The organism is Azospirillum mesophilum (assembly GCF_053470405.2).
Genome location: NZ_JBPXMQ020000035.1, coordinates 1 through 20,707, shown reverse-complemented (window position 1 = coordinate 20,707; position 20,707 = coordinate 1). Strand labels below are relative to the sequence as shown.

Here is a 20,707-nt window from a genome sequence, read left to right as displayed (position 1 = left end):
CGAATTTGGTCCGAGTTTGCACTGGTAAACAATACTTTATACGCAGTAACGATGGAGCCATTGTTGAGGAGAACCGCCTTACCCGGTCCCTCATTAAAATTCGTATTGCTGATAAGAGTGAAGGTCGTGGCGCTGGCCGTTCCGTCCGCATTGACTATACGCGCCTTCAGGTTGGAACCTGGGCTGCCGCCGCCCTCTCGCCAAAGCGCAATTACGGTCCCATCCGATAGGCCGCTGGCATACAAAAGGTCTTTGCCATTGGTGTTGTTGGGGCTAATCTGGTATTTGGACGTGTTGACGGTGCCGTCCAGGTTGAAAATCTGGATGTCGATTTTATTCGGTGCGTCGTTGAAGACAACAGCGACTTTTTGATCCACCCCAGTGCCGATAAGGCCAACACATTGACTGGTGTAGCTCATCTGACTCGACATGGTGATGGTCGGCGGGGCGGTCAGAACATGGTCGTAACTGGCCTGGGTCGCAGCGGAAAACACCCCCTCGGCGTCGATGCTCCCGATGTGTGCTTCGAGCGTCCAGTCGCCCTGAAACGCCGATCCACCGGTCAGATTCGTCGATGCCGCGACATCGGCACCGGTGGCATCCGCCAAAGCGGCGACAAAATCCGCCCCTTTGCCGCTCGCAACATCACAGCCATACAGCACAAGGTCGCCTTCCGACTTGAGCGCGCGTCCCAGCGCCTCCAAATCGGCCGAGCGCGCCACAACGGTCTCGGCGTTCAAATCCGAAGCACCGAGGTGGACCGCTCCTTCGCTGCCGTGGCTGACAACATGGATGGCGTCATAATCCCAATGGGTCTGCGCCCAGACGACCATCTGCGCCAGACCGTCTTGCGACGCGTCCAGCAGCACGACCTCCACGCCCGGCTTCGCGCCGTCCACCAGCATCTGCCAGTCAGGGACGTCCGACTCGATGAAGACGACCTCCTTGCGGTCGCCATTGGCCGCCGCGTCGGCTTCGCGCACAACCTGAGGTATCACCGGTGCGGACGACGGCGTGGACTCCGGCATACCGATGGAGATGTCCACATCCGCCAACACCGCGTCGGCCTGCAGGTCCATACCGGAGTTGTCACGCACCGCTTCCATTCCCACTCCCCACCGTCACACGACAGCCAGTTAGCCATTTAGTTGATATGCACTGTAGCGATGGGACGGGCCTTGCTGCTAGGATGTGACTATGACAGCATTTTAGCTAAAGGCCTTTATATGGACTGGCCAACTCTGCTTCGCACCGCACGGCGGATGGTGAATCTCACCCAAGAGGATTTCGGCGCAGACCTGGGCCGAAGCCAGTCGCTCATTGCGCTGTGGGAGTCGGGTAAACGCCAAATACCTGCGGTGGTGCGCCGGCGGGTACTCGATATCATAGCGGGATACTATCCACGCCAACCGGAATACAAAACGTTGGCGTCGCTTGCGGTGACATCACCGCACCCGGTTGCGTTGTATAGACAAGAATTGATAGCCCATTTTGCCAATCCATTTCTTGAAAGTGCTTGGCATGAAAATAATGTTGATTTGCTTGGAGACTCGTTATTTAAAATATACGGAACAAATGCAAGAATATTCGAAATTTCTGAAATGTATGTACTGCCCATGCTGAGAGGAAAATCTGATATTATCGCAGTTTCTTACAATGACCGATCGCTTATGAAGCCTAATTTGCTGGTCCGCCGAACGGCAACTGTATACCGTGTCGGGGAAGGACGCCTGTTGTTTGCCGAAGACCAAATTCTAGGCGAGAACGATCGTGAAAGTTTGCCCGCGATGGAACTTCAGGTGTTGACGGCGGATGACGCGTAATACCAGACCCGCTAAAGCGAATTTGCATTCGCTTTAGACTCATATGGCTTCATTCGTCAGCCGGGCTTCGGCCGCATGGGCGGCCGGGACCGCCGCCGCGTGATCGCCGGGACCGGCGTTCCGCCTTGCGCCGTTCGTCGACCCACCGCGCCAATTCCTCGCCGACGCGGGCGACCACGCCGGGCCAGTCGCCGGGCGCGGTCTGGCGGAACAGGCGGAGCGTCGGGTACCAGGGGCTGTCCTCCCGCTCCATCAGCCAACGCCAGTCGGGGGAAAACGGGATCATCATCCACACCGGCCGTCCCAGCGCCCCGGCCAGATGCCCGACCGAGGTGTCGACCGAGATCAGCAGGTCGAGCGCCGACAGGAGCCCCGCGGTGTCGGCGAAATCCCCGACCAGCGGGCCGATGGCGCGGCAGCGGCCGGAGGACATCAGGACTTCCTGCTCGGCCGGGCGCGGCTCCTTCTGGATCAGGATGAACTCGATCCCATCGACGTCGAGCAAGGGACGCACCAGCTCCGCCGGCATCGAGCGGGCACGGTCGTTGCCGTGGGCGGGGTTGCCGGCCCAGGCCAGCCCCACCCGCGGCCGTCCGCCGCGGCCGATGGCGTCACCCCAGCGCGCCGTCAACTCCGGCGGGGCGCTCAGATAGGGGACGTTGGCCGGGATTTTCGCTTCGGACACGCAGCCGAGCCGGTAGGGAAGGCTCATCAGCGAACAGCGGTAGTCGATCGGCGGAACCGGCTTGCCCATCTCGACCAGCGCCGGCCCGCCCGGCAGGCTGGCGGCGAGCCGCATCATCGGCGGCGGCGTTTCCAGGTACACGGCGGCGGCTTGCTGCGTCAGCAACGGCACATAGCGCAGCATCTGCAGCGTGTCGCCGAATCCTTGCTCGGTGAACAGCAGAACGCGCTTGCCGGCCAGCGGCTCGCCCTTCCACAGCGGCACCTGGAACGAACGCTTGTCGGCCTCCGGGATGTGGGCACGGGATTCGTACATCTCCCACCCCTCGCGGAAGCGCCCGTCCAGGAGCAACACCATGCTGAGGTGGAAGGCCGACCGGGTGTAGCGCGTGTCGGCCACCATGGCGCGGCGGTAGCAACGCTCCGCCTCCGGCAGCCGGTTCAGGCGCTGGATGGCGGTGCCCATGTTGCTGAACGGGATGCCGGCCCGGAAGGGATCGATCGCGATGGCGTGGCGGTAGCAGGCGATCGACTCCTCCAGCCGTTCCATCCCCAGGAGGGCGTTGCCAAGATTGTTCATGGCGTCGCCGAAGTCCGGCGCCAGACGCACCGCGTGCTTCAGCACCGTCGCCGCGTCGTTATGGCGCTTCATGTCGTTGAAGGCCATGCCCATGACGTTGAGCGCGTTGGCGTCGTCGGGGTTCACGGTCAGCGCGAAGCGCAGCGGCGTCAGCGCGTCGGCGGGGCGGCGCTGGGCCAACAGCGACCGCGCCTGGTTGTGGATGGGGAAGACCTGGTGCGGCGCCAACCGGCCGCACCGCACATAGGCGGCGAACGACTCCGGATGGCGTTCGGCGTTGCGCAGGATGTTGCCCAGCCCGTCATACGCTTCCACGTGATCGGGGCGGAGCGCGATAGCGCGACGGAAGGCGTTGGCCGCCTTCGCCCACTCCTTCATCTCGCCCAGCGCGCAGGCGAGCTGGAAGTGGATGCCCGGCTGGTCCGGCCGCTGGCGCAATGAGGCGCGGTGGGCCTCCGCCGCCAGCGCCGGGTCGCCGTTGAGGAGAAGGGCTCCGGCAAGGTTGTTGCGGGCATCGACATAATCGGGGCGCGCGTTCAACGCCCGGCGGAAGCTGGCGAGCGCCTCGGCAAATCGGCCCTGTGCGCGCAGCACGACGCCCAGGTTGTTCAATCCCTCATGGTATTCGGGTTTTTCAATCACCGACCGCCGGAACGCGCCTTCGGCCTCGGCCAACTGGTGGGAGCACTGGAGGGCGACGCCGAAATTGCTCCAATCGTAGGCGAGCCCGCGCAGGATCGCCGACCGCCGGGCGGGTGCCAGAGCGCCCTGCCAGTCCGCCCTTTGCAGACGCGACACGCCGTAGAGCTTGCACGCCTCGGCGTCGTCCGGGACGAGCACGAGGACGGAACGCAGTTCCGCCTCCGCCTCTTCCAGGCGACCGCCTTGAATGCCCGCCAACCCCTTCCGGAGTCCATCCTCAACCCGATGCGCCCAGTCCTCTGTTCCGCAGCAAACGGTCGCGGCGCTGTCTGGCATAGGGAGAATCGGCATGGGCGCTTCGGTGGTGGACAAGACGATCGGAAAGTCGGGAACATTGGGGCGGCAGGAGGGTTCGGCCCGGCCCAGTCCGGCCTAGCACAAGTATCAGGTGCGCTTGTTCCCGTGGTCAAGGATTGTCGTTGGATGGCATTTTGCAAAGGGACAATGACGAGCGTTCCATACGGCATCGTGGTGCCGGCCGTGTGCGGCCCGATGATCGTCAACCGGTACGACATCAACCAGACCATTGCCCTTCTGAAGACGGGCCGGGTGATCCACCATCAGTAAATCGACCGGCTCTTGTCGGGAAGCGGGGTGGTGAGTGGTGGCGCGTTCGGCCTTCCAGTTCCAGGGCAGCAGACGGTCGAGTTCGGTGGCCTTCACCGTGCCCGACGCCATGCGCTCGAACACGTTGGTGAGCCAGGCGACCGGGTCGACATCGTTGATGCGGGCGGTCTGGATGAGCGGCCTGGACCAGCGATCCCTTCCGCCTCACCCGCCGGCCTGAAAACTCTATGGCCGGGGCACCGCCGACATGAAGGGCTTCGTCGCCGCGGCGATGGCCCTGGTCGAGCGGGCCTCCGGGCGGATGCTCAGCCAGCCTCTGCATCTTGCGCTGTCCTACGACGAGGAGGTCGGATGCCTGGGCGTGCGGCGCCTGATCGACATGATGGCGGCCCTGCCGGTTCGTCCGCGCTTTTGCATCGTCGGCGAACCCACCTCGATGCAGGTGATCACGCCCCACAAGGGCAAGACGGCGCTGCGCATCGACTGCCGGGGAGTCGGCTGTCGATCGCGACGGTGCTCGGTTTCGGCGTGTCGCCGCATACCAGCCACCATGTCCGGCGTAGTCGGTCGAGCAAGCGGCGCTACAGTCCGGTCCATCCGGCGGGCTGGCCCAGACACCCGCGGCCGATTATAACGGGTACGAACGAATAACGCCGAAGGCCTATCGGACACCGATGCCTATCACGCTTCTCGATCCCGCCGACTATCGTCGCATGCCGTGGAAAAACGGCGGTGGAACCACCACGGAAATCGCGCAGGCGCCCCTGCCCGGCGACGCTGGCCGCTTCCTGTGGCGAGTCAGCATCGCCGATGTGGCCGGGGCTGGCCCCTTTTCCGCCTTTTCCGGCTATGAGCGGCTGATCGCCGTGGTGGAAGGGGCCGGCATGCGCCTGACCGTGGACGGCGTGCCGCTGACCTTGCACCACCGCGCCCCCGCCTTCCGCTTTTCCGGCGACGCCGTGGTGGAATGCGCCCTGCTGAACGGGCCGGTCCGCGACTTCAATCTGATTGTCGACCGCGAGCATGCCGATGGCCAACTCGACCTCGTCCCGGCCGGAGACTCCGCCGCGGTGCCGGGGACGGGAACCGCCCTCGTCCACGCGCTCGATGGCAGCGTGACCCTGCGCACGGCGGCTGGTGAGGTTCACGTTCCGGCGGGCTGGACCGCCCGGCTGAACACTACGCCCGGCACCGTGGTGCCGGAGCCGGGCGCACACGCCGTGGTAGCAGTCGTCACGGTCGCTCAAGAAGCCGGTAGCAGGTAACGGGCCGTTGTACAGGCAGGATTTGGCTTATGCCAAACCCGGCGTCCCACCCTTGATTCACCGTTTTGAGCCTTGCACCCAAATCGGTCCATCAGTCGGCAAGGCCCGACGAAACCGTCGCATACCTGGGGGCCTTCACGCTGCGTGGTGGACGGCCCCTACGGCGCAAAGTGGAAGTCCATCAGAGACATTCCCGATCACAGGAATCCGGCGCCGGCGTGGTCCTTGAAGAGGTCGGCGTCGCGCACGTAGCCGGCCAGCACGTCGAGGGACTCATGCCGCGACTGGTCGCGCATCTTGAACAGCGACGCTCCGGTGGCGGCGGCCGAGGTGAGGAAGCCGGCGCGCAGGCTGTGGGCGCCGAACTCAGCGGCGTTGAGCCCGACGGCGGCGGCGCGTTCCTTGAGCACCAGCGCCACCGCCTCGCCGCTCATCGCCGCCTCGGTCACGCGGTCGCCCTTGCGCATGCGGCGGAACACGAACCCCTCGGTGACGCCCCCCGCCTGCAGCCACGCCTCCAGCAGAGCCAGCGGGCGGATGCGCAACCCGCGCGGCACGGCGATGGTGCGGCCTTCACCCTCCTGATCGGTCTTTGATTTTGGGATCAGAACGCGCAGGCCGTCCTCGGCCCGCGTCAGATGCTCGAAGCGCAACGCGGCAAGTTCGGAACGCCGCATGGCCGAGGCCAGCCCGAAGGCGATGAGGGCGCGGTCGCGGAGGTTGCGGGCGCCGGTTTCCGGGATGGCCTTGAGGATGGTGCGCACAAGGTCATGGGTGGCGGCCCGCTTCTTCTTCGGCGCAGCGCCATGGGTGCGGCGGATGCCGGGGTGTTTCCAGCAACTCTGCGAAAATATACGGTAGCGTATTGCGCGCCATATTAACCGGAGGGATCGACGCCGTGGGTTCTGGCGCGCCCGAGGGTCAGGCTTCGACCGGTTCCGGCAGGGTGAAGGCGGGCATGATGCGGTTGACGAAGTAGACGCCGCTGGGCACGACGTGGCGGCGCTGGAGCGGCCAAACGTGGGTGAGATCGTCATCGGCGATGGCCAAGCCGTCGCTGCGCAGCTGGGTCACGATGCGCTCCATCTGCAGGGTGTACCACAGCACCACGGCGTTGGACAGCAAGCTCAGGCAGCTGGCCTTGTTCATAATCGCCTCGACGTCGCCGGTGCGGAACTCGCCCTGGTTGGCGAAGAACAGCCAGCGAGCCAGGGCGTGGCGGGATTCGCCGCGGTTGAGCTGGGCCTGGATCAGCCGGCGGAACGGGGCGTCGTGCAGATAGCGCAGAATATTCCGCGTCTTCACGAGGCGGCCCAGGGCGGTCAGTGCCTTGGCGATGCGGTCGCTGGGCCCGCCGGCGGTGAGACGCTGCAGTACGACGTGGGCCGGGGCAGTGCGGGCCTTGAGCGATGCCGCGATGCGCACGAGCTGGTCCCACTGCTCGACGATGAGCGCCGTGTCGATGGTCCCGGCGAACAGGCCGGCGACCGCATCGGGAACCTGGGCGCCGTCCGGGCGCCACAATCGCTGGTCGGCCAGATCTTTCAGCCGGGGCATGAAGTCGATCCCCAAGAGATGGCAGAGGCCCCACAGGGGCTCGGTAATTATATGGACACCTGCGCCGGAGGCGCTGGTTTTGCGTTCTTCCGGTGTAGCGCGGCACCGAACGTGAGAAGGCGGCGACCATGACGCCGTTGGTATCGCCGTGAGTGTCGACCAGCACGCCTTGCATCCGGATCGGATGGTCCGCCTTCAGCAAGGCCTTATCAAGCCTGGCCCTTGCGGGCCACCGCCTGAGGCGGCCGTGGGCTTGACAAGGCCTTGCCTTCAGGCGGCTCGTTCCACCATCGGATGCAAGGCTCGGTGTCGCTGGGTCGTCACGGCGTGATCGCCGCGTATGGCAGTTGCCTTTGCAGGAGAGGACGATGGCCCAGGTGGTCCGCACACCCGGCCAGAGCGCCGGTGTCAAGCTCGTCGCGGCGGATGGCGAGGCGGTCGCCATCGTGGCCGATTTCCTCGGCCATTTGCTGGCGCAGGGATGCCCGCCGAACACCATCACCGCCTACGCCTACGACTTGCGCCACCTCTGGACCTTTCTGGAGGCGCATCGGCTGGACTGGGAGAGATTCGCCCCACCCGATGCGCTCGGGCTGCTGGCGCATTTGCGCAGCGTTCCCGTTCCCCGGCGGCGCTGCGGCGGCCCGTCGGTGCCGGTGGGCGGCCCCGATGACCGCGTCATCGGGCTCTCGCCGGCCGCCATCAACCGGGCGCTCGCCGCGGTGTCCTCCTTCTACGAATTCACCATCCTGGCCGGCCGCCGGCACGGGACCAATCCGCTCGGCCGGGAGGACGACCGGGCCGCCGCCCGCGTCAGCGAGCGGCATCGGCCGTTCCTCGAGGGGATCACCCGGCAGGCCCCGATCCGGCGGACCGTGCGGGTCAAGATGGTGCACCGGGTGCCGCGGCCGCTGGACTCCGCGCAGGTCGAGGCGCTGCTCGGCGCGCTCCGCTGCCGGCGGGATTTCGCGCTGATCCGCCTCATGCTGGACGGCGGTCTGCGTCCCGGCGAGGCGCTGGCCCTTCGGCTGGCCGACGTCGCCTACGGCCGCCGCCGGGTCGTTGTGCGCCATGGCGGCGATCATCCCAAGGGGGCCCGCGCCAAGTCGCGGATCGAACGGGTGGTGGACCTGCATGAGCCGGCCACGCTGGCCGCCGTGGCCGATTACGTGATGATGGAGCGGCCCCGCGATGCCGAAAGTCCGTTCCTGTTCCTGGTCGGTGGCCGCGGCCGCCGGCGGCTGGAACCGATCGGGTACGCGGCCCTGGCCAAGCTGTTCGCGCGGGCGGCGGCACGGGCCGGGATCTGCGAGCCCTGGATGACGCCGCACGCCCTGCGGCACACCCACGCCACCCGCCTGTGGGAGGGCGGCATGCGCGAACTCGCCCTGCAACGGCGTCTCGGCCATGCCTCGCCGGAGTCCACGCGGATCTACACGCGCGTGTCGGATGCGGCTGTCGTGGCCGAGTACCGGCGCGCGCTCGGGATTATGGCCGAGCCACCGCCCATCCCGGACCGGGAGCCGCTGGCATGAGGGCCGGGCCAGTCTCCGCGGCGGCGGTGCGGGCGCAAAGCGCGCCGCCGCCGGTGTTTGCGGCGCGGCACTGCGCGGCTGACGAATACGACGCCTTCCTCGACACGCTGCCGATCCGGCCGGCGTTCCGGCGCCAGCGGCACAACTTCCAGCGCCGGTTTGCCCGGTTCTGGCCCAACCTCGAGGATTGGCTGTCGGCTCCTCTGGCGGAACGCGTCGGCCGGTTGAACACGCAGACGCGGGCGACCGTGAGCCATCGCGTCTCGCACCAGGCGCGCAGTTATCTCTACTACCTTGCCCTGACCGATCACGTCCGTCTCGATTACGAGTGGCTGCTGGCCATCGGCGACCTGCGCCTCATGGACGTGGCGCGGCCGCTTGGGATCGATCTCGGAATCGACGAACTCAGCGGCGCGGTGAGCCGGCTCGGCTTCCATCCGGACTCGGCCCGGCTCGCGATGCATTGGGCGGTCGGCCGGATCGCTCTGCACACCGGCCTTCGGGACCCGGGCGCCTTCCGGGCCGAGCATGTCGAGGACCTGCTCGCGGCGGTGCGCCGCTTCGGCGAGCGGCCCGACATCGGTGCGTTCTACGGCTCGGCGGAGTGCTACCGCGTCTCGCCGAGCAAGGCGTGGATCACGCACCTCCATCAGCTCCAGCTGGTGCTGTTCCACCGTGGTCAGGTTCATGAACAGCCGCGCAAGGTCATGCCCCTCTATGCGGCTCAGCCATCGGTGCGACCGGAGATGCAGGCCGTTGTCGATCGGTGGCTGGCCGTCCGCCGGGTGACGGACCGGCCAGCCACCGTCTATCGCCTGGGCCTGGGGTTGCGCCGTTTCCTCGAGTGGCTGGCCGTCGCCGAGCCGGAGATCGGCAGTTTCGCCGCGGTCACCCGCACCCATGTTCTCGACTTTTTCGCGGCCATGGCGAGTCAGCCGCAATCGTACAACGGGCGGCCCCTGGCTCCTCTGGCGGCGGCAACGCGACGGGCCCGGACCTCGGCGCTGAGCCTGTTCTTCCGCGAGACCGCCGCCCTGGGGTGGGACGGGGTGCCGGGGCGACCGCTGATCGAGGGCCGCGACCAGCCGCGTCCGCCCCTTCGCATCCCGCGCTTCATTCCGGCCGATGAGCTGGCGACGTTGATGACGGCGATCCAAGACCTCGCCTGTCCGTTCCAGCGCGCCGCTCTGCTGACGGCCCGGTGGTCCGGCGCCCGCCGTGGGGAAATCCGGCGGCTGGCGGTCGATGCCCTGGATCGTTACCCGGACGGCACGGCGCGGCTGCGCATTCCGGCCGGCAAGACCCACCGCGAGCGGATGGTGCCGTTGCACGACGAGGCGGCCGAGGCGTTGCGTCTGGTCGTCGCGCAGCGCACCGGGGGTGTCGAGCGGGCCTTCACCGACGACCTCACCGGGTTGCCGGTGCGCTACCTGTTCATGGCGCATGGCAAACTGCTCTCGATCTTTTACCTGTTCGACACGGCGCTGCAGAAGGCATGCACGGCGGCCGGTCTGACCGACGCCGCCGGACGCGGCACGGTTTCCGCGCACCGGTTCCGGCACACCGTCGGCACGCAGCTCGCCGAACGCGGCGCCAAGCTGCACACGATCATGAGCGTGCTCGGCCACCGCAGCCCGGGCATGTCGATGGTATATGCCCGCATCAGCGATCCGGAAGTGTTGAGGGATTATCAAGCGGTGCTTGGACCGGGCGCGGTGATCGCCGGTCCGGGGGCCGCCGCGTTGCACACCGGCGCGCTGCCGGCCGCGGCCATCGACTGGTTGAAGACGAACTTCTTCAAGACGGAACTCGAGCTCGGTCATTGTTTGCGCCTGCCGGCGGAAGGACCGTGCGAATGCGACCTCTGCCTGTCCTGTGCCCGCTTCGTCACCACATCGGCCTACGCGCCGCGGCTGCGCGAGCGCCACCGTGTCGAACTGGAGTTGGCCGAAGACGCGCGACAGCGCGGCTGGAGCAAGGAGATCGAGCGCCATTGTGCCGTCGCCGCCAGGATCGAGCGCCTGCTCGCGGATCTCGGCGCGCCGTTGCAGGGTGAGTGAACTCTTCCGGACTGCCGCCTCCCAAAGCTGCTTGACTTGTCCACATAACCGTATGCCCCTGGGTATCGGCATGCAGGGTGTCGGGCTGGAGAGCTGGCCGGCTCTCGGTGACGAAGTCCAGAATGTGGTTGCCCTCCCAGGCGCCGCAGGCGATGAAGCGGGAGAACAGGGCGATGTAGGTGTCCGACACCAAGTAATAGCCGATGCCGCCATAGCCGCCGTAGCGGATGTGGTACTCGGACATCAGACTCTGCGGATGGAGATCCCATTGCGTGCCATCGGCCGAAGCCGATCGGCCTGACCCCCAGTGCCGCGGCAGATCGAAGCCGAGCTATGAGGGAAAATGGGTGACGGACGGATCAGGCGGCGTGCTGTGACGCGGTGTCGATGACCTCGATGCCGTCGCGGAATGTGACGCCACGGATCACCTTGGGCAACTGGTTTTCACCCTGGAGACGGCGCCAGGTTTTCGCGGCGGCGGAGACCAGCTTGAAGACCATCAGCTTGGCGGTATCCTGCGAGAGCGCTCCCTTGGTGCGGAAGGTTCGGTGTCGGACGGTGGCGAACACGCTCTCGATGGGATTGCTGGTCCGGATGTGATCCCAGTGTTCGGCCGGGAAGTCGTAAAAGGCGAGCAGCTCGGCGCGGTCCTTGGTCAGGCAGTCCACCGCTTTGGCGTACTTGATCGCGTATTTCTTCACGAACGTCGCCATGGCGGTTTCCGCGGCGGCGCGGTCCGGGGGCATCCAGATCTCCCGCAAGTCCTGCTTCATCGCCGGCTGCACCGTTTTGGCCACCTTGTTCAGGACGTTGGCGGTTTTGTGCACCCAGCACCGTTGCTGCCGGGTGGTGGGGAAGATCTCCTCCAGCGCCTTCCAGAAGCCCAGCGCTCCATCGGCGACCGCGAGTTCCGGGGCGATGGTGAGGCCGCGCGCCTGGATGTCCACCAGCAATTCGCGCCAGCTTTGCGCGCTCTCGCGCACGCCGACCTGGAAGCCGACCAGTTCCTTCCGGCCCTCCGGGGTGGCGCCGATGATCACCAGCATGCACTCGGCCACCGGCTCCATGCGGGCCTGCAGGTAGACGCCATCGGCCCAGATGTAGACGTAGCGCCGGGCCGACAGGTCGCGCCGTTGCCAGCGTGCGTAGTCGGCCGCCCACTCCTCCTTGAGCCGGCCGATCACCGAGGCCGACAGGTTCGGGGCGTCCTTGCCGAGCAAGGCGCTCAGCGCCTCCTGGAAGTCTCCGGTGGAGACGCCGCGCAGATAGAGTACCGGCAGCAGCGCGTCCAGGCTCTTGGTCCGCCGCGCCCAACGGGGCAGGATCGCCGAGGTGAAGCGGACCCGCTCGCCAGCCTCGGCGCCGCCACGGTCGCGCACCTTGGCGCGGCGGACCGGCACTGGCCCGATCCCGGTCTGGATCGTCCGTTCGGGACCATGGCCGTGCCGCACAACCCGCTCGCGGTCGTCCGGCAACGTGACGTCCTTCATAGAGGCCAGGAAGCTTTCCACCTCCGCCTTGATCGCCTGCTCCAGCAGCCGGCGGGCACCAGCGCGTAAGATGGCGGTCAGCGGGTCATCGATCTCCTCCGGCTGACGAAGCCGGACAACCTTGATATTCTCATCCATGGCGTATCGCTCCCTCGTGGAGGTTCAGGCAGGTTTCGTCACCCACCTCGATACGCCGCCCTCTTCAGACCGTCATCACCCAGTTTCCCGCATAGCTCCTCGAAGCCGGCGTAGGCGTCGATCACGGTGGTGATCGCGGCGTCCAGCGCGTCCTCGGTGATGTGCCGCTGGTTGATGAAGGCGATCTGCCGCCGGTCCAGGTCCTTCATGGAGCGCGCGGCCTGGGAAGGACCCAGCTTGCAGCCGTAGCAGAAGACGGTGGCGAGGTATCGTTCCTGCAGCCGCTCGATCCGGGCGTCGAAGCCGGAAATCGGGCCGAAGTGGCGGGTCCAGTTCAGCCAGTGCTCGGTGTCGGCCAAGGCGTCCACCAGATCGACCGGGGCGAGCCGCTCCTTCAGCTGACGCTCCAGGTCGGCGGCGCCGGCGGCCTCGGGCTTGGCGCGCAGGCGCTTCAGGACCGGCTCGCCGTTCACGATCTCGACATGCTCGTTGTCGGGGAATGCGGCATTGACGGCCTCCGCCGTCGTTGCCAGCCGCTCACGCAATGCGGCGACGATCTCCTGGGGTGTGGCCGGCAGGCCCGCCTGCTCGGTGTAAGCGGCGATCTCCTGTTCGTAAGTTTCCCACGGGACAAGCTGGGCGCGATAGTCGCTGTAGGCATCGCTGCCCGGGATACACAGGTCGCCCGACCGGAGGTTGTTCATCACCTGGGTGAACAGGCACAATTCGAAAGCCCGGCGATCCACGGTCGCCGGCATCGGATCGCGGCCGTTCTGCCCGGTGACCAGCGGCCACCAGGCCGGCGACACGAAGGAAAGATCGAGCCCTGGCCGACGCTCCTGGTCTTCGACGTTTGTTTCGTCATCAGCAACGCGCAGGGTGGAGCCGCGCCGGGACCGCTGCTTCAGCACGAACGCAACGGCGTCTTCGATGCTGCGGTCCTGCGACGTCGATGTCAGGGGCACGATCTCCAGAAAACGCAGAAACGCCCCGCGCAGCCCGCGATAGAAGCGGGGCAGAAACGGCAAGTGGTTGTGGCCCGCCGCGGCGGCATGGGCCTCGCAGCGATCGAGGATCGTGTCGGCGTCCGGCAGCAGCAGGGCTTCGATGGCGGCCAGACGTTTCTCGCCGCTGCCCTCGGCGCGGCAGGCGATCACCGCCTCGCGCAGCAGGGCGATGAGTGCGCCGGCCTGTTCGGTCTGTTCGAGCTGATGAAGCCGCAGGGCGTCCTGCGCGCGGGCGTGCATGCGCTGCATCTGCCGGATGAACATGTCGGCCAGATCGTCGAGCGTCCGCGCGATCTGGCTTTGCAGCAGCGCCGCCATCAAGGCCAGCCGCTTGGGCTCGACCATCCGGGATAGCACGTTGGCGGTGAGGCAGCGCGCCTCGGCGGCGAAGTGGCGAACCTTGGCATCCGGGACCTCGGCGAACACCGCGGTGCCGGCGCCCTGCTCGCGCAGCCAATCGAGATGCCGCAGGAACTCCTGCAGGTTGCGCGGGGTCGGCCGCTTCGGTTCGGTTTTCACGCGGTCCCAGGCGGTGCGCGTCTGGCCGGGCGGCAGGACCAGCAATCCGTTCAGGCGTTCCCGCACATCGGCGGGCAGGGCGTTGGTGACCTGCCGGTGGTACCCACGGTTGACCGCGGCGCGGGCGGCCAGGGCGATCCGCAGCAGGGTGTCGAAGGCCGGCAGTTCAAGCCGCTGGCGCACCAACTCCTCGATGGAGGCGTTGATGATGTCGGCGGCCTCGTCCCGGGCGCGGGCCGCTGCGACACTGGCCCGCACGGCGGTGCGCCGGATCGTCGGGCCATCGTTGGAAACACCGACGAAGTCCCGTACCGCCGCCGTGAGGCGGACGCGGTAGGTGGAGCTGTCGTAATCGGGCAGCGTGTCGAGAGCGCCACGGAGATCGGCGATGGTGGCCAGATGGTCGCGGATCGCGGGTGGCACCTGCCCCAGGGCGACGAAGTAGCCCAGGTGCTGATAGGTTTTGAGCAGGACGAGCAAGGCAAGCCGCGGCCCAGCCCGCCGGGTGCGCCCAACGACGAAGACCATCTCCGCCGCCGTCGGCGTGAAGCCGGCCAGTTCCGCCATGCCAGGCGACACCGCCAAGCGCGGATAGGCGGTGTCCTGGATCAGGGGCATCGCGGAAAATCCAAGGTCGCGGGTCCGGGAGCGCCATCGGCCGACCCGGTCTGTCACTTATCCTATTCACGGACCGTTTGCATGTCATAGTCTGCGAGACCGATTGCGTGACCGTTCGGCGCCGGATGACGACGCCGGTTTCCGGTGTCACGCAATTGGCCGTTGGCGTGACGGGAGGGAGCATGCTTCTCGGCTACATGCGGGTGTCCAAGGCGGATGGGTCGCAGGTCTTCGACCTGCAGCGCGACGCCTTGCTCGTCGCCGGCGTCGATCCCCAATGCCTGTACGAGGATTTGGGCTCGGGCCGTCGCGACGACCGGCCCGGGCTGAGGGCGTGCCTCAAGGCGCTGCGCGGCGGCGATACCCTGGCCGAGTTCGAACGCGAACTCATCGCCGAACGGACCCGGGCCGGCTTGGCCGCCGCGCGCGCCCGCGGCCGGACGGGCGGGCGGAAATTCAAGATGACCGCGGCGAAGCTGCGTCTCGCTATGGCGGCCATGGGCAAACCGGAAACGAAGGTGAACGAGCTGTGCCGGGAACTGGGCATCACCCGGCAGACGCTCTACCGTCATGTCGGACCCGACGGCTCCTTGCGGGAGGACGGCCGTAAGCTGCTCGACCGGCGCCATGGGTGACGGAATCACCCGGAAAGCCGACGTTTCGGCGTCCACAGGGCGCGAAAAACGCGGTTGAGGGACATGCCGCCCCCTGTGTGAACTTTACGCAGCTTGGTGCTCCGTTTGTAATCTGACGGGCCCGGCGGGGACGATGTGGCGGACGATCAGCCGGGCATCCTCGACGATGATCCGGTCGACGACCAGCTGCAAGACTTTGCGCTTGATGTCGAAGGAGGGGTCGACAAGGGACTCCTGAATGCTGGCGCAGAAGTCGTCGAGGTCTTGCAGCAGGCGGATTTCCTGCTCGCGCTCCTGGCGTTGGCGCCCGATCTCGTCCAGGCGCGTGCGCAGCATCCGCCCGCGGTCCTCGACCTGATGGCGGCGGTCGCTCAGTTCGGGAAGCTCAATGACGCCGGCCTGGTAGGCATCGATCAGGCGCTGCACCTCGCGCTCCAGGGTCCGCAGCGTGCGCTCCAGCCGTTCCGCCTCGCGCTCCTCCGCCGGGTGAACCGCCGGGTCGCCGCGGCAATCCTCATAGCGGGCGCGCAGCAGGGCGGGATCGGCGAGCAGGCCGCGGACATACTCCCAGACCTCGGCCTCGACCCGGGCGGCCGCCACACTGCGGCCCGTGCAGCGCCGGCCAGCGTCGTGCTGGCGCGCCGAGCAGACGTAGCGCCCCCGGTTGTCCCCCGCCCCCGACCATTCCCCCACCATGCGCCGGCCGCACTGGCCGCACTGGCCGCAGATCAGCAGCCCGCGCAGCAGGTACTCGTGCTTGGTGTTGTTGCGCCGGGCCTCGGCCCGGTTGCGCGCCCGTTGCTCCTGGGCCAACTGCCAGAGTTCCGGCTCGATGATCATGGGAACCGCAACCGCGATCCACTCCTCGCGCGGGCGCAGCGTCCGGCCGCGCCCGTTGCCCGGCCGACGGTCCTTGTAGCCGGCCTGACCGCGTGGACGCCGGGCATCGCAGCGTTGGTGCCGGTTGCGCATCGCCTGCCCGGTGTAGATGGGGTTGCGCAGGATGTCGATGACCGTGCTCTGCGACCACGCCCGACCGGGGCCGCCCCGCGGCGCGATGCCCTGCTCGTTCAGGCGGCGCTGGATGGCGTAGGACGTCAGCCGCTCCTCGACCAGCCAACGGTACATCTGCTGGACCAGTTGGCTTTCCGCCTCGTCGACCACCAAGCGCGGCGGCGTGGTGTCGGTCTTGCGCAGGTAGCGGTAGCCGTAGGGCGCCTTGCCCCAGCTGGCCCGGCCCTGGCGCGTCGCGAACAGCCGGCCCCGGCGCATGCGCTCCTGGATCAGGGCCCGCTCGTACTCGGCGAAGACGCCCTGCATCTGCAGCAGCATGCGGTGCTCCGGGCTGCCGTCGAAGGCGTGGTTCAGGAAGATCGTCTCGCAGCCGGCGCGCGCGAGTTCCTCCAGCAGGAGCACCTGATAGGCGTAGTGCCGGGCCAGCCGGTCCGGGGCGGCGATCAGCACCGCCGCCAAGCCGCCTTCCGCGGCGAGATCGCGCAGCCGGTCCAGCGCCGGGCGATCAAGGCGGGCGCCGCTGTAGCCATCGTCGGCGAAGACCAGGTCCGGCGGCACCTGGAAGCCGCGCTCGGCGGCGGCGCGGTGCAGGGTCTCCAACTGGCTGGCGATGGTCTGCTCCTTCTCCTGCTTGTCCGAGGAGACCCGGGCATAGAGCGCCGCCGCCTTCAGCCATGGGCGGCCGGACGCAGCGGCATCGCGACCGGCGTCGCCCGGTCGTTCGGAAGCGGCGGGCGGAAGAGCTTGGGCCGCTGGCTCCGCAGCAGATCGAGAGCCTGCCAGACCCGATGGCGTGCATCGCGACATGGAATCCTCTCCCCAACACAGCTCGTCGGCGCCGCCGGCCCCGCTGGCCGACCGCGCCCCATGTCCAGCTCCGGCATGATCGTGTCCTCCCTGCGAACCCGCCACCCTTCCCGGCGAGGCGCAGAGAGCAAGGGTCAGCCGGACGCGGGTGGGCGCGGGCCGGTCCGGCGACGGCCTGGACGGGCGCCAGGAGCCCTCCACAAGGGCATAACAGTTTCAAAGCGCAGCCAGTGCCGGTTTATGAACGGAACGCCGGTTGCCCCCGCCCATCAAACCACACTTCGTTCGTTCGGGCCTCAACGGCGATCTCGACGACCTCATCCGAGGCCGCTATCCCGCCTTCCGGATGTCCACCGCCACCAAAGCTGCCCCCGTTTTGTGATGGGCTCCCTCATAGGCCAAGCATAGGCAGTTTCACTGGAATGGCCAGTTTCATCAACCGCTGAAAACACTGACATCAGTGAAGCGATGGTTGACATTTTCAGCGAATTGGCTATTTTCAGCGAATGCTGAAAGCCCATAGTTCAATGTTCGAGCTTGAATACCGCGCGTCGGAGGCGTTGAAGGAGCTTCTGGCCCGCGTGCCGATTATCACAGTCGTTGGGCTTGACGTCGAGAAACACGATGCGGTCGATATCCTCGTCCACATCGGCGTTGATGGCCACCGCCACGTCCTAGCTTGCGCGGTCAAATCCAGCGGTCAGCCCCGCCATGTGCGGACAGCCATACTTCAGTTGCGCGATTACGCTGCCCGTAAGGGCAAGGGCGCGGTTCCGCTCCTGATTGCTCCCTACCTGTCGTCCGAGGCGCAGGCAATGTGCCGCGAGGACGGCATGGGCTTCCTCGATCTGGAGGGAAACGCTTGGCTGGCTTTCGATGGCGTGTTCATCGAGCGCCTCGTCGCCAACAAGCCTCCGGTGGAGCGCCGCGAACTCAAGTCCATCTTTAAACCGAAATCCGCCCAGGTCCTGCGGGTACTGCTACGCGATCCCCGGCGCGCATGGCGGGTAACTGAACTAGCCGAGGCTGCGGCGGTCAGCCTCGGGCATGTGAGTAATGTCCGCACGGCCCTGCTCGACCGGGAATGGGCGCAGGCCGATCACCATGGCCTGTCCTTGACTGCGCCGGACGCGCTCCTGGATTCCTGGCGGGACGCCTATGAGGCTCCGGCGGGCAGGCGCCTGGGATTCTACACGACCTTGCACGGCGCGGCCTTTGAGAACGCCGTACGGCAGGCGCTCGCCGCAGCGAACGAACATGGCCATGCCGTGCTCGCATCCTTCTCCGCGGCGCAGTGGATGGCTCCATATGCCCGGACCGGTTCCTATTACTTCTACGCCGACGAAGCCGGACTCGACGCTTTGCGACACGGGTTGAAGCTCTCTGCGGCGACCAAGGGAGAAAACGTGATCGTCACCTTGCCAAAGGACCCGGGTCTCTTCCGCGACGCGGTGGAGCCTGCTCCTAGCCTCTTCTGCACCAGTCCGGTCCAGACCTATCTCGATCTCGCCATTACGGGCGAGCGGGGACGTGAGGCCGCCGACCACTTGCGACAGGAAAGGTTGACATGGCTGCGATAGTTTTCCAAGAGCCGCAATCTGCGGCCGATTACGATGACCGCACGACCGCAGCTGTGAAGGCGGTGTTGCTGGAGATAGGCCAAATCCTCGGAAGCTTCCAGGGCAAGTTTGCCGTCGTCGGCGGTGCGGTACCGTGGCTTTTGCTTGGCAACGAGGAGATGCCCCATGTTGGCACGCTCGACGTCGACCTTGGGCTGGACGCCGAGGCTTTGGGCGACGGCGAGTACAAGACGCTAGTCGAGGCATTGATGGGCAATGGTTACCATCAGCGTCAAGAGCTTCGGCGCTTTCAGTTGGTCAGGCAGGTTCCGGCACAGGACGACGGTGCCCCAATCGATGTCATCGTCGATTTTCTGATGCCGCGCGACGCCGAGATCGTGAAGAACACCCCGCCCCTGCTCAGTGAGTTCGCTGTGCAACGGGCGTCCGGCGCCGATTTAGCGCTGCGCTTCTACCAGATGGTGGCCATCGACGGCCCGATGCCGGGCGGGGGCAAGAACCGCGTGGAGATTGCCGTCGCCTCTATCCCCGCCCTGCTGGCGATGAAGGGACATGCCCTGAACGGCCGCCTCAAGCAGAAAGACGCCTACGACGTCTATTACTGCATCCGGAACTATCCGGATGGGATCGACGCCCTGGCCGACGCCTGCCGGCCCCTGCTAGCGCATCCAAGTGGTGAGCAGGGCTATCGCTACATCGCCGCGAAGTTCAATGAGGTTGACGGGTATGGGCCGACCTGCGTACGGAACTTCGTTGAGGGGACGCAGATCCTCGGGGAGCGCACGCCGGACCAATGGCAGCAAGACGCCTTTGGTCAGGTTGACGCTTGGCTTCGGGCGCTGGGACTCGGCCCGAATTAACGAACTGCGCGCTCGACTCACATGAGGGAGGGTTGGTCAGGTGGTACAGTCCTTGCGGGCAAAGCGCGCCTCAAACACCATGCCGTTCTTCGGATAGGTGTTGGGCAACCACGAGATGCTGCGCTTGCCGGCCGGACAGATCACTTCCTGGCGGTCCCAGTCGACTATGAACTGGGACTTCAAGGTGAGCGAGCTGTGCCGGGAACTGGGCATCACCCGGCAGACGCTCTATCGCCATGTCGGACCCGACGGTTCCTTGCGAGAGTACGGCCGCAAGCTGCTCGAGCGGCGACATGGATGACAGAACGGCCTTGAAGGCTCGAACGAACGAAATGCGCAAATTTGACCTATAAGCGGACAAACCCGGAACAGCCACGCTGAAGGTTCCTGGAGAATCAACAGCTTGGCTTGCGCTGCCCCCTCTCCCTCGTTAGCGGTGCCCTGTCGGGAATCAGATGATTCCCGTGGGCCTCCGGCCGGCACGTCCGGAGGCCCTTTTCAGGCTGAAATTCTGTACGGCAAACCCTGTCGGAATAGGGTATTATACGGGAACCATTTCCAAGGGGTTTTCCGCACATGCTGGTCGGCTACATGCGCGTCTCCAGCGATGGCGACCGGCAGGCGGTGGACCTCCAGCGCGACGCGCTGCTCACCGCCGGCGTCGATGAAGGCCGTCTCTTCGAAGATCACGCCAGCGGCAGCCGCGACGATCGCCCCGGGCTGGCCGAGGCGCTCGCTTCCTGCGGCCGGGCGATTGTCTGGTCGTCTGGAAGTTCGACCGCCTGGGCCGCTCCCTGCCGCACCTGCTGACCACCGTCACCGGCCTCAAGACGCGCGGGGTGGCGTTCCGCTCCCTCACCGAGGGGATCGACACCACCACGCCCCAGGGCGAGTTCCTGTTCCACATCTTCGGCGCGCTCGCCCAGTTTGAGCGCTCCCTGACCCAGAAACGGGTCATGGCCGGTCTCGCCGCCGCCCGCCGGCGTGGCCGCCGCGGTGGCCGTCCGCCCATCATCGACGCCGAAAAGCTCGCCGCGGTGATTGCCGCCCTCGACGGCGGCGCCAACAAGGCTGCGGTCTGCCGCACCTTCGGCCTCAAGCGCAGCACCTTGATCGACGCACTGGCCCGGATCGGCTGGGCTCCCGGCGTCCAATCAGGGGTTCTAGAGCGTGTCGTCAGTTGAGCCAGATGACAGCCGAGACGAGGTAAACGGCGGCCAGAAAGGTGCTGGCAAGCTTGTCGTAGCGTGTGGCAATGGCCCGGAA

Annotated in this window: 16 protein-coding genes and 5 pseudogenes; 11 read left to right on the top strand and 10 right to left on the bottom strand. The window is 66.6% G+C overall.

Annotated elements, in window-relative coordinates; translation table 11 throughout:
- Positions 1-512 precede the first annotated feature (512 nt).
- Positions 513-905 (bottom strand): annotated as a pseudogene (locus ACSVC7_RS25200) (DUF4347 domain-containing protein); the annotation flags it as partial.
- A gap of 261 nt (positions 906-1,166) precedes the next feature.
- Between ACSVC7_RS25200 and ACSVC7_RS25195 the strand changes: the two are divergent.
- On the top strand, positions 1,167-1,823 hold the full coding sequence (locus ACSVC7_RS25195; protein WP_448207475.1) for a helix-turn-helix domain-containing protein: 657 nt from the start codon (positions 1,167-1,169) through the stop codon (positions 1,821-1,823).
- Positions 1,824-1,872: 49 nt separating this feature from the next.
- On the opposite strand, the gene ACSVC7_RS25190 is transcribed toward ACSVC7_RS25195, so the two are convergent.
- Positions 1,873-3,987, bottom strand: coding sequence for a tetratricopeptide repeat protein (locus ACSVC7_RS25190; RefSeq protein WP_448207476.1), 2,115 nt, complete (start codon positions 3,985-3,987; stop codon positions 1,873-1,875).
- 246 nt (positions 3,988-4,233) lie between these two features.
- On the opposite strand from ACSVC7_RS25190, the gene ACSVC7_RS25185 reads away from it, so the two are divergent.
- A complete protein-coding gene (locus ACSVC7_RS25185) occupies positions 4,234-4,356 on the top strand; it encodes a hypothetical protein (protein WP_448207477.1) in 123 nt (40 codons plus the stop codon).
- Between the two features lie 72 nt (positions 4,357-4,428).
- Here the strand turns inward: ACSVC7_RS25185 and ACSVC7_RS25180 are convergent.
- Positions 4,429-4,530 (bottom strand): annotated as a pseudogene (locus tag ACSVC7_RS25180) (transposase domain-containing protein); the annotation flags it as partial.
- Positions 4,531-4,603: 73 nt separating this feature from the next.
- On the opposite strand from ACSVC7_RS25180, the gene ACSVC7_RS25175 reads away from it, so the two are divergent.
- Both ACSVC7_RS25175 and ACSVC7_RS25170 read left to right on the top strand, forming a co-directional pair.
- A complete protein-coding gene (locus ACSVC7_RS25175) occupies positions 4,604-4,990 on the top strand; it encodes a M20/M25/M40 family metallo-hydrolase (RefSeq protein ID WP_448207478.1) in 387 nt (128 codons plus the stop codon).
- A gap of 40 nt (positions 4,991-5,030) precedes the next feature.
- Positions 5,031-5,621 carry a HutD/Ves family protein gene (locus tag ACSVC7_RS25170; protein WP_448207479.1) on the top strand — a complete coding sequence of 197 codons (591 nt, stop codon included), beginning with the start codon at positions 5,031-5,033 and terminating at the stop codon, positions 5,619-5,621.
- Between the two features lie 197 nt (positions 5,622-5,818).
- On the opposite strand, the gene ACSVC7_RS25165 is transcribed toward ACSVC7_RS25170, so the two are convergent.
- Positions 5,819-6,385: a site-specific integrase gene (locus ACSVC7_RS25165; RefSeq protein WP_448207480.1), complete on the bottom strand. Its 567-nt coding sequence runs from the start codon at positions 6,383-6,385 to the stop codon at positions 5,819-5,821.
- A 157-nt stretch (positions 6,386-6,542) separates the two neighbouring features.
- Positions 6,543-7,214: a Tn3 family transposase gene (locus ACSVC7_RS25160; RefSeq protein WP_483508784.1), complete on the bottom strand. Its 672-nt coding sequence runs from the start codon at positions 7,212-7,214 to the stop codon at positions 6,543-6,545.
- A 332-nt stretch (positions 7,215-7,546) separates the two neighbouring features.
- Between ACSVC7_RS25160 and ACSVC7_RS25155 the strand changes: the two genes are divergently transcribed.
- Both ACSVC7_RS25155 and ACSVC7_RS25150 read left to right on the top strand, forming a co-directional pair.
- The gene (locus ACSVC7_RS25155; RefSeq protein ID WP_448207481.1) at positions 7,547-8,713 is read left to right on the top strand and encodes a tyrosine-type recombinase/integrase; all 1,167 of its coding nucleotides are present in this window, start codon (positions 7,547-7,549) and stop codon (positions 8,711-8,713) included.
- On the top strand, positions 8,710-10,773 hold the full coding sequence (locus ACSVC7_RS25150; protein ID WP_448207482.1) for a tyrosine-type recombinase/integrase: 2,064 nt from the start codon (positions 8,710-8,712) through the stop codon (positions 10,771-10,773). The genes ACSVC7_RS25155 and ACSVC7_RS25150 overlap by 4 nt, the downstream gene beginning before the upstream one ends.
- Positions 10,774-10,822: 49 nt before the next feature.
- Here the strand turns inward: ACSVC7_RS25150 and ACSVC7_RS25145 are convergent.
- From ACSVC7_RS25145 to ACSVC7_RS25135, 3 genes and pseudogenes are all read right to left on the bottom strand, one after another.
- A pseudogene (locus ACSVC7_RS25145) lies at positions 10,823-11,098 on the bottom strand (Tn3 family transposase); the annotation flags it as partial.
- A gap of 34 nt (positions 11,099-11,132) precedes the next feature.
- Positions 11,133-12,401 carry an IS256 family transposase gene (locus ACSVC7_RS25140; protein WP_448207483.1) on the bottom strand — a complete coding sequence of 423 codons (1,269 nt, stop codon included), beginning with the start codon at positions 12,399-12,401 and terminating at the stop codon, positions 11,133-11,135.
- 38 nt (positions 12,402-12,439) lie between these two features.
- Positions 12,440-14,545 (bottom strand): Tn3 family transposase, encoded by a 2,106-nt coding sequence (locus ACSVC7_RS25135; RefSeq protein ID WP_448207484.1) that lies wholly within the window; start codon positions 14,543-14,545, stop codon positions 12,440-12,442.
- Between the two features lie 182 nt (positions 14,546-14,727).
- Here ACSVC7_RS25135 and ACSVC7_RS25130 point away from each other — a divergent pair, with 182 nt between their 5' ends.
- On the top strand, positions 14,728-15,180 hold the full coding sequence (locus tag ACSVC7_RS25130) for a recombinase family protein (RefSeq protein WP_483508777.1): 453 nt from the start codon (positions 14,728-14,730) through the stop codon (positions 15,178-15,180).
- 84 nt (positions 15,181-15,264) lie between these two features.
- Here the strand turns inward: ACSVC7_RS25130 and ACSVC7_RS25125 are convergent, their stop codons facing one another.
- Positions 15,265-17,001 (bottom strand): recombinase family protein, encoded by a 1,737-nt coding sequence (locus tag ACSVC7_RS25125; protein ID WP_448207485.1) that lies wholly within the window; start codon positions 16,999-17,001, stop codon positions 15,265-15,267.
- Positions 17,002-17,528: 527 nt separating this feature from the next.
- Here ACSVC7_RS25125 and ACSVC7_RS25120 point away from each other — a divergent pair.
- From ACSVC7_RS25120 to ACSVC7_RS25105, 4 genes and pseudogenes are all read left to right on the top strand, one after another.
- On the top strand, positions 17,529-18,581 hold the full coding sequence (locus tag ACSVC7_RS25120; RefSeq protein WP_448207486.1) for a type IV toxin-antitoxin system AbiEi family antitoxin: 1,053 nt from the start codon (positions 17,529-17,531) through the stop codon (positions 18,579-18,581).
- Positions 18,569-19,441: a nucleotidyl transferase AbiEii/AbiGii toxin family protein gene (locus tag ACSVC7_RS25115; RefSeq protein ID WP_448207487.1), complete on the top strand. Its 873-nt coding sequence runs from the start codon at positions 18,569-18,571 to the stop codon at positions 19,439-19,441. Before ACSVC7_RS25120 ends, ACSVC7_RS25115 begins: the two co-directional genes overlap by 13 nt.
- Positions 19,442-19,541: 100 nt before the next feature.
- Complete coding sequence (locus ACSVC7_RS25110; RefSeq protein ID WP_448207488.1) at positions 19,542-19,742, top strand: hypothetical protein; 201 nt, start codon at positions 19,542-19,544, stop codon at positions 19,740-19,742.
- A gap of 275 nt (positions 19,743-20,017) precedes the next feature.
- Positions 20,018-20,625 (top strand): annotated as a pseudogene (locus tag ACSVC7_RS25105) (recombinase family protein).
- Here the strand turns inward: ACSVC7_RS25105 and ACSVC7_RS25100 are convergent.
- Positions 20,618-20,707, bottom strand: a pseudogene (locus ACSVC7_RS25100) (IS5/IS1182 family transposase); the annotation flags it as partial. The pseudogenes ACSVC7_RS25105 and ACSVC7_RS25100 sit on opposite strands and share 8 nt — an antisense overlap.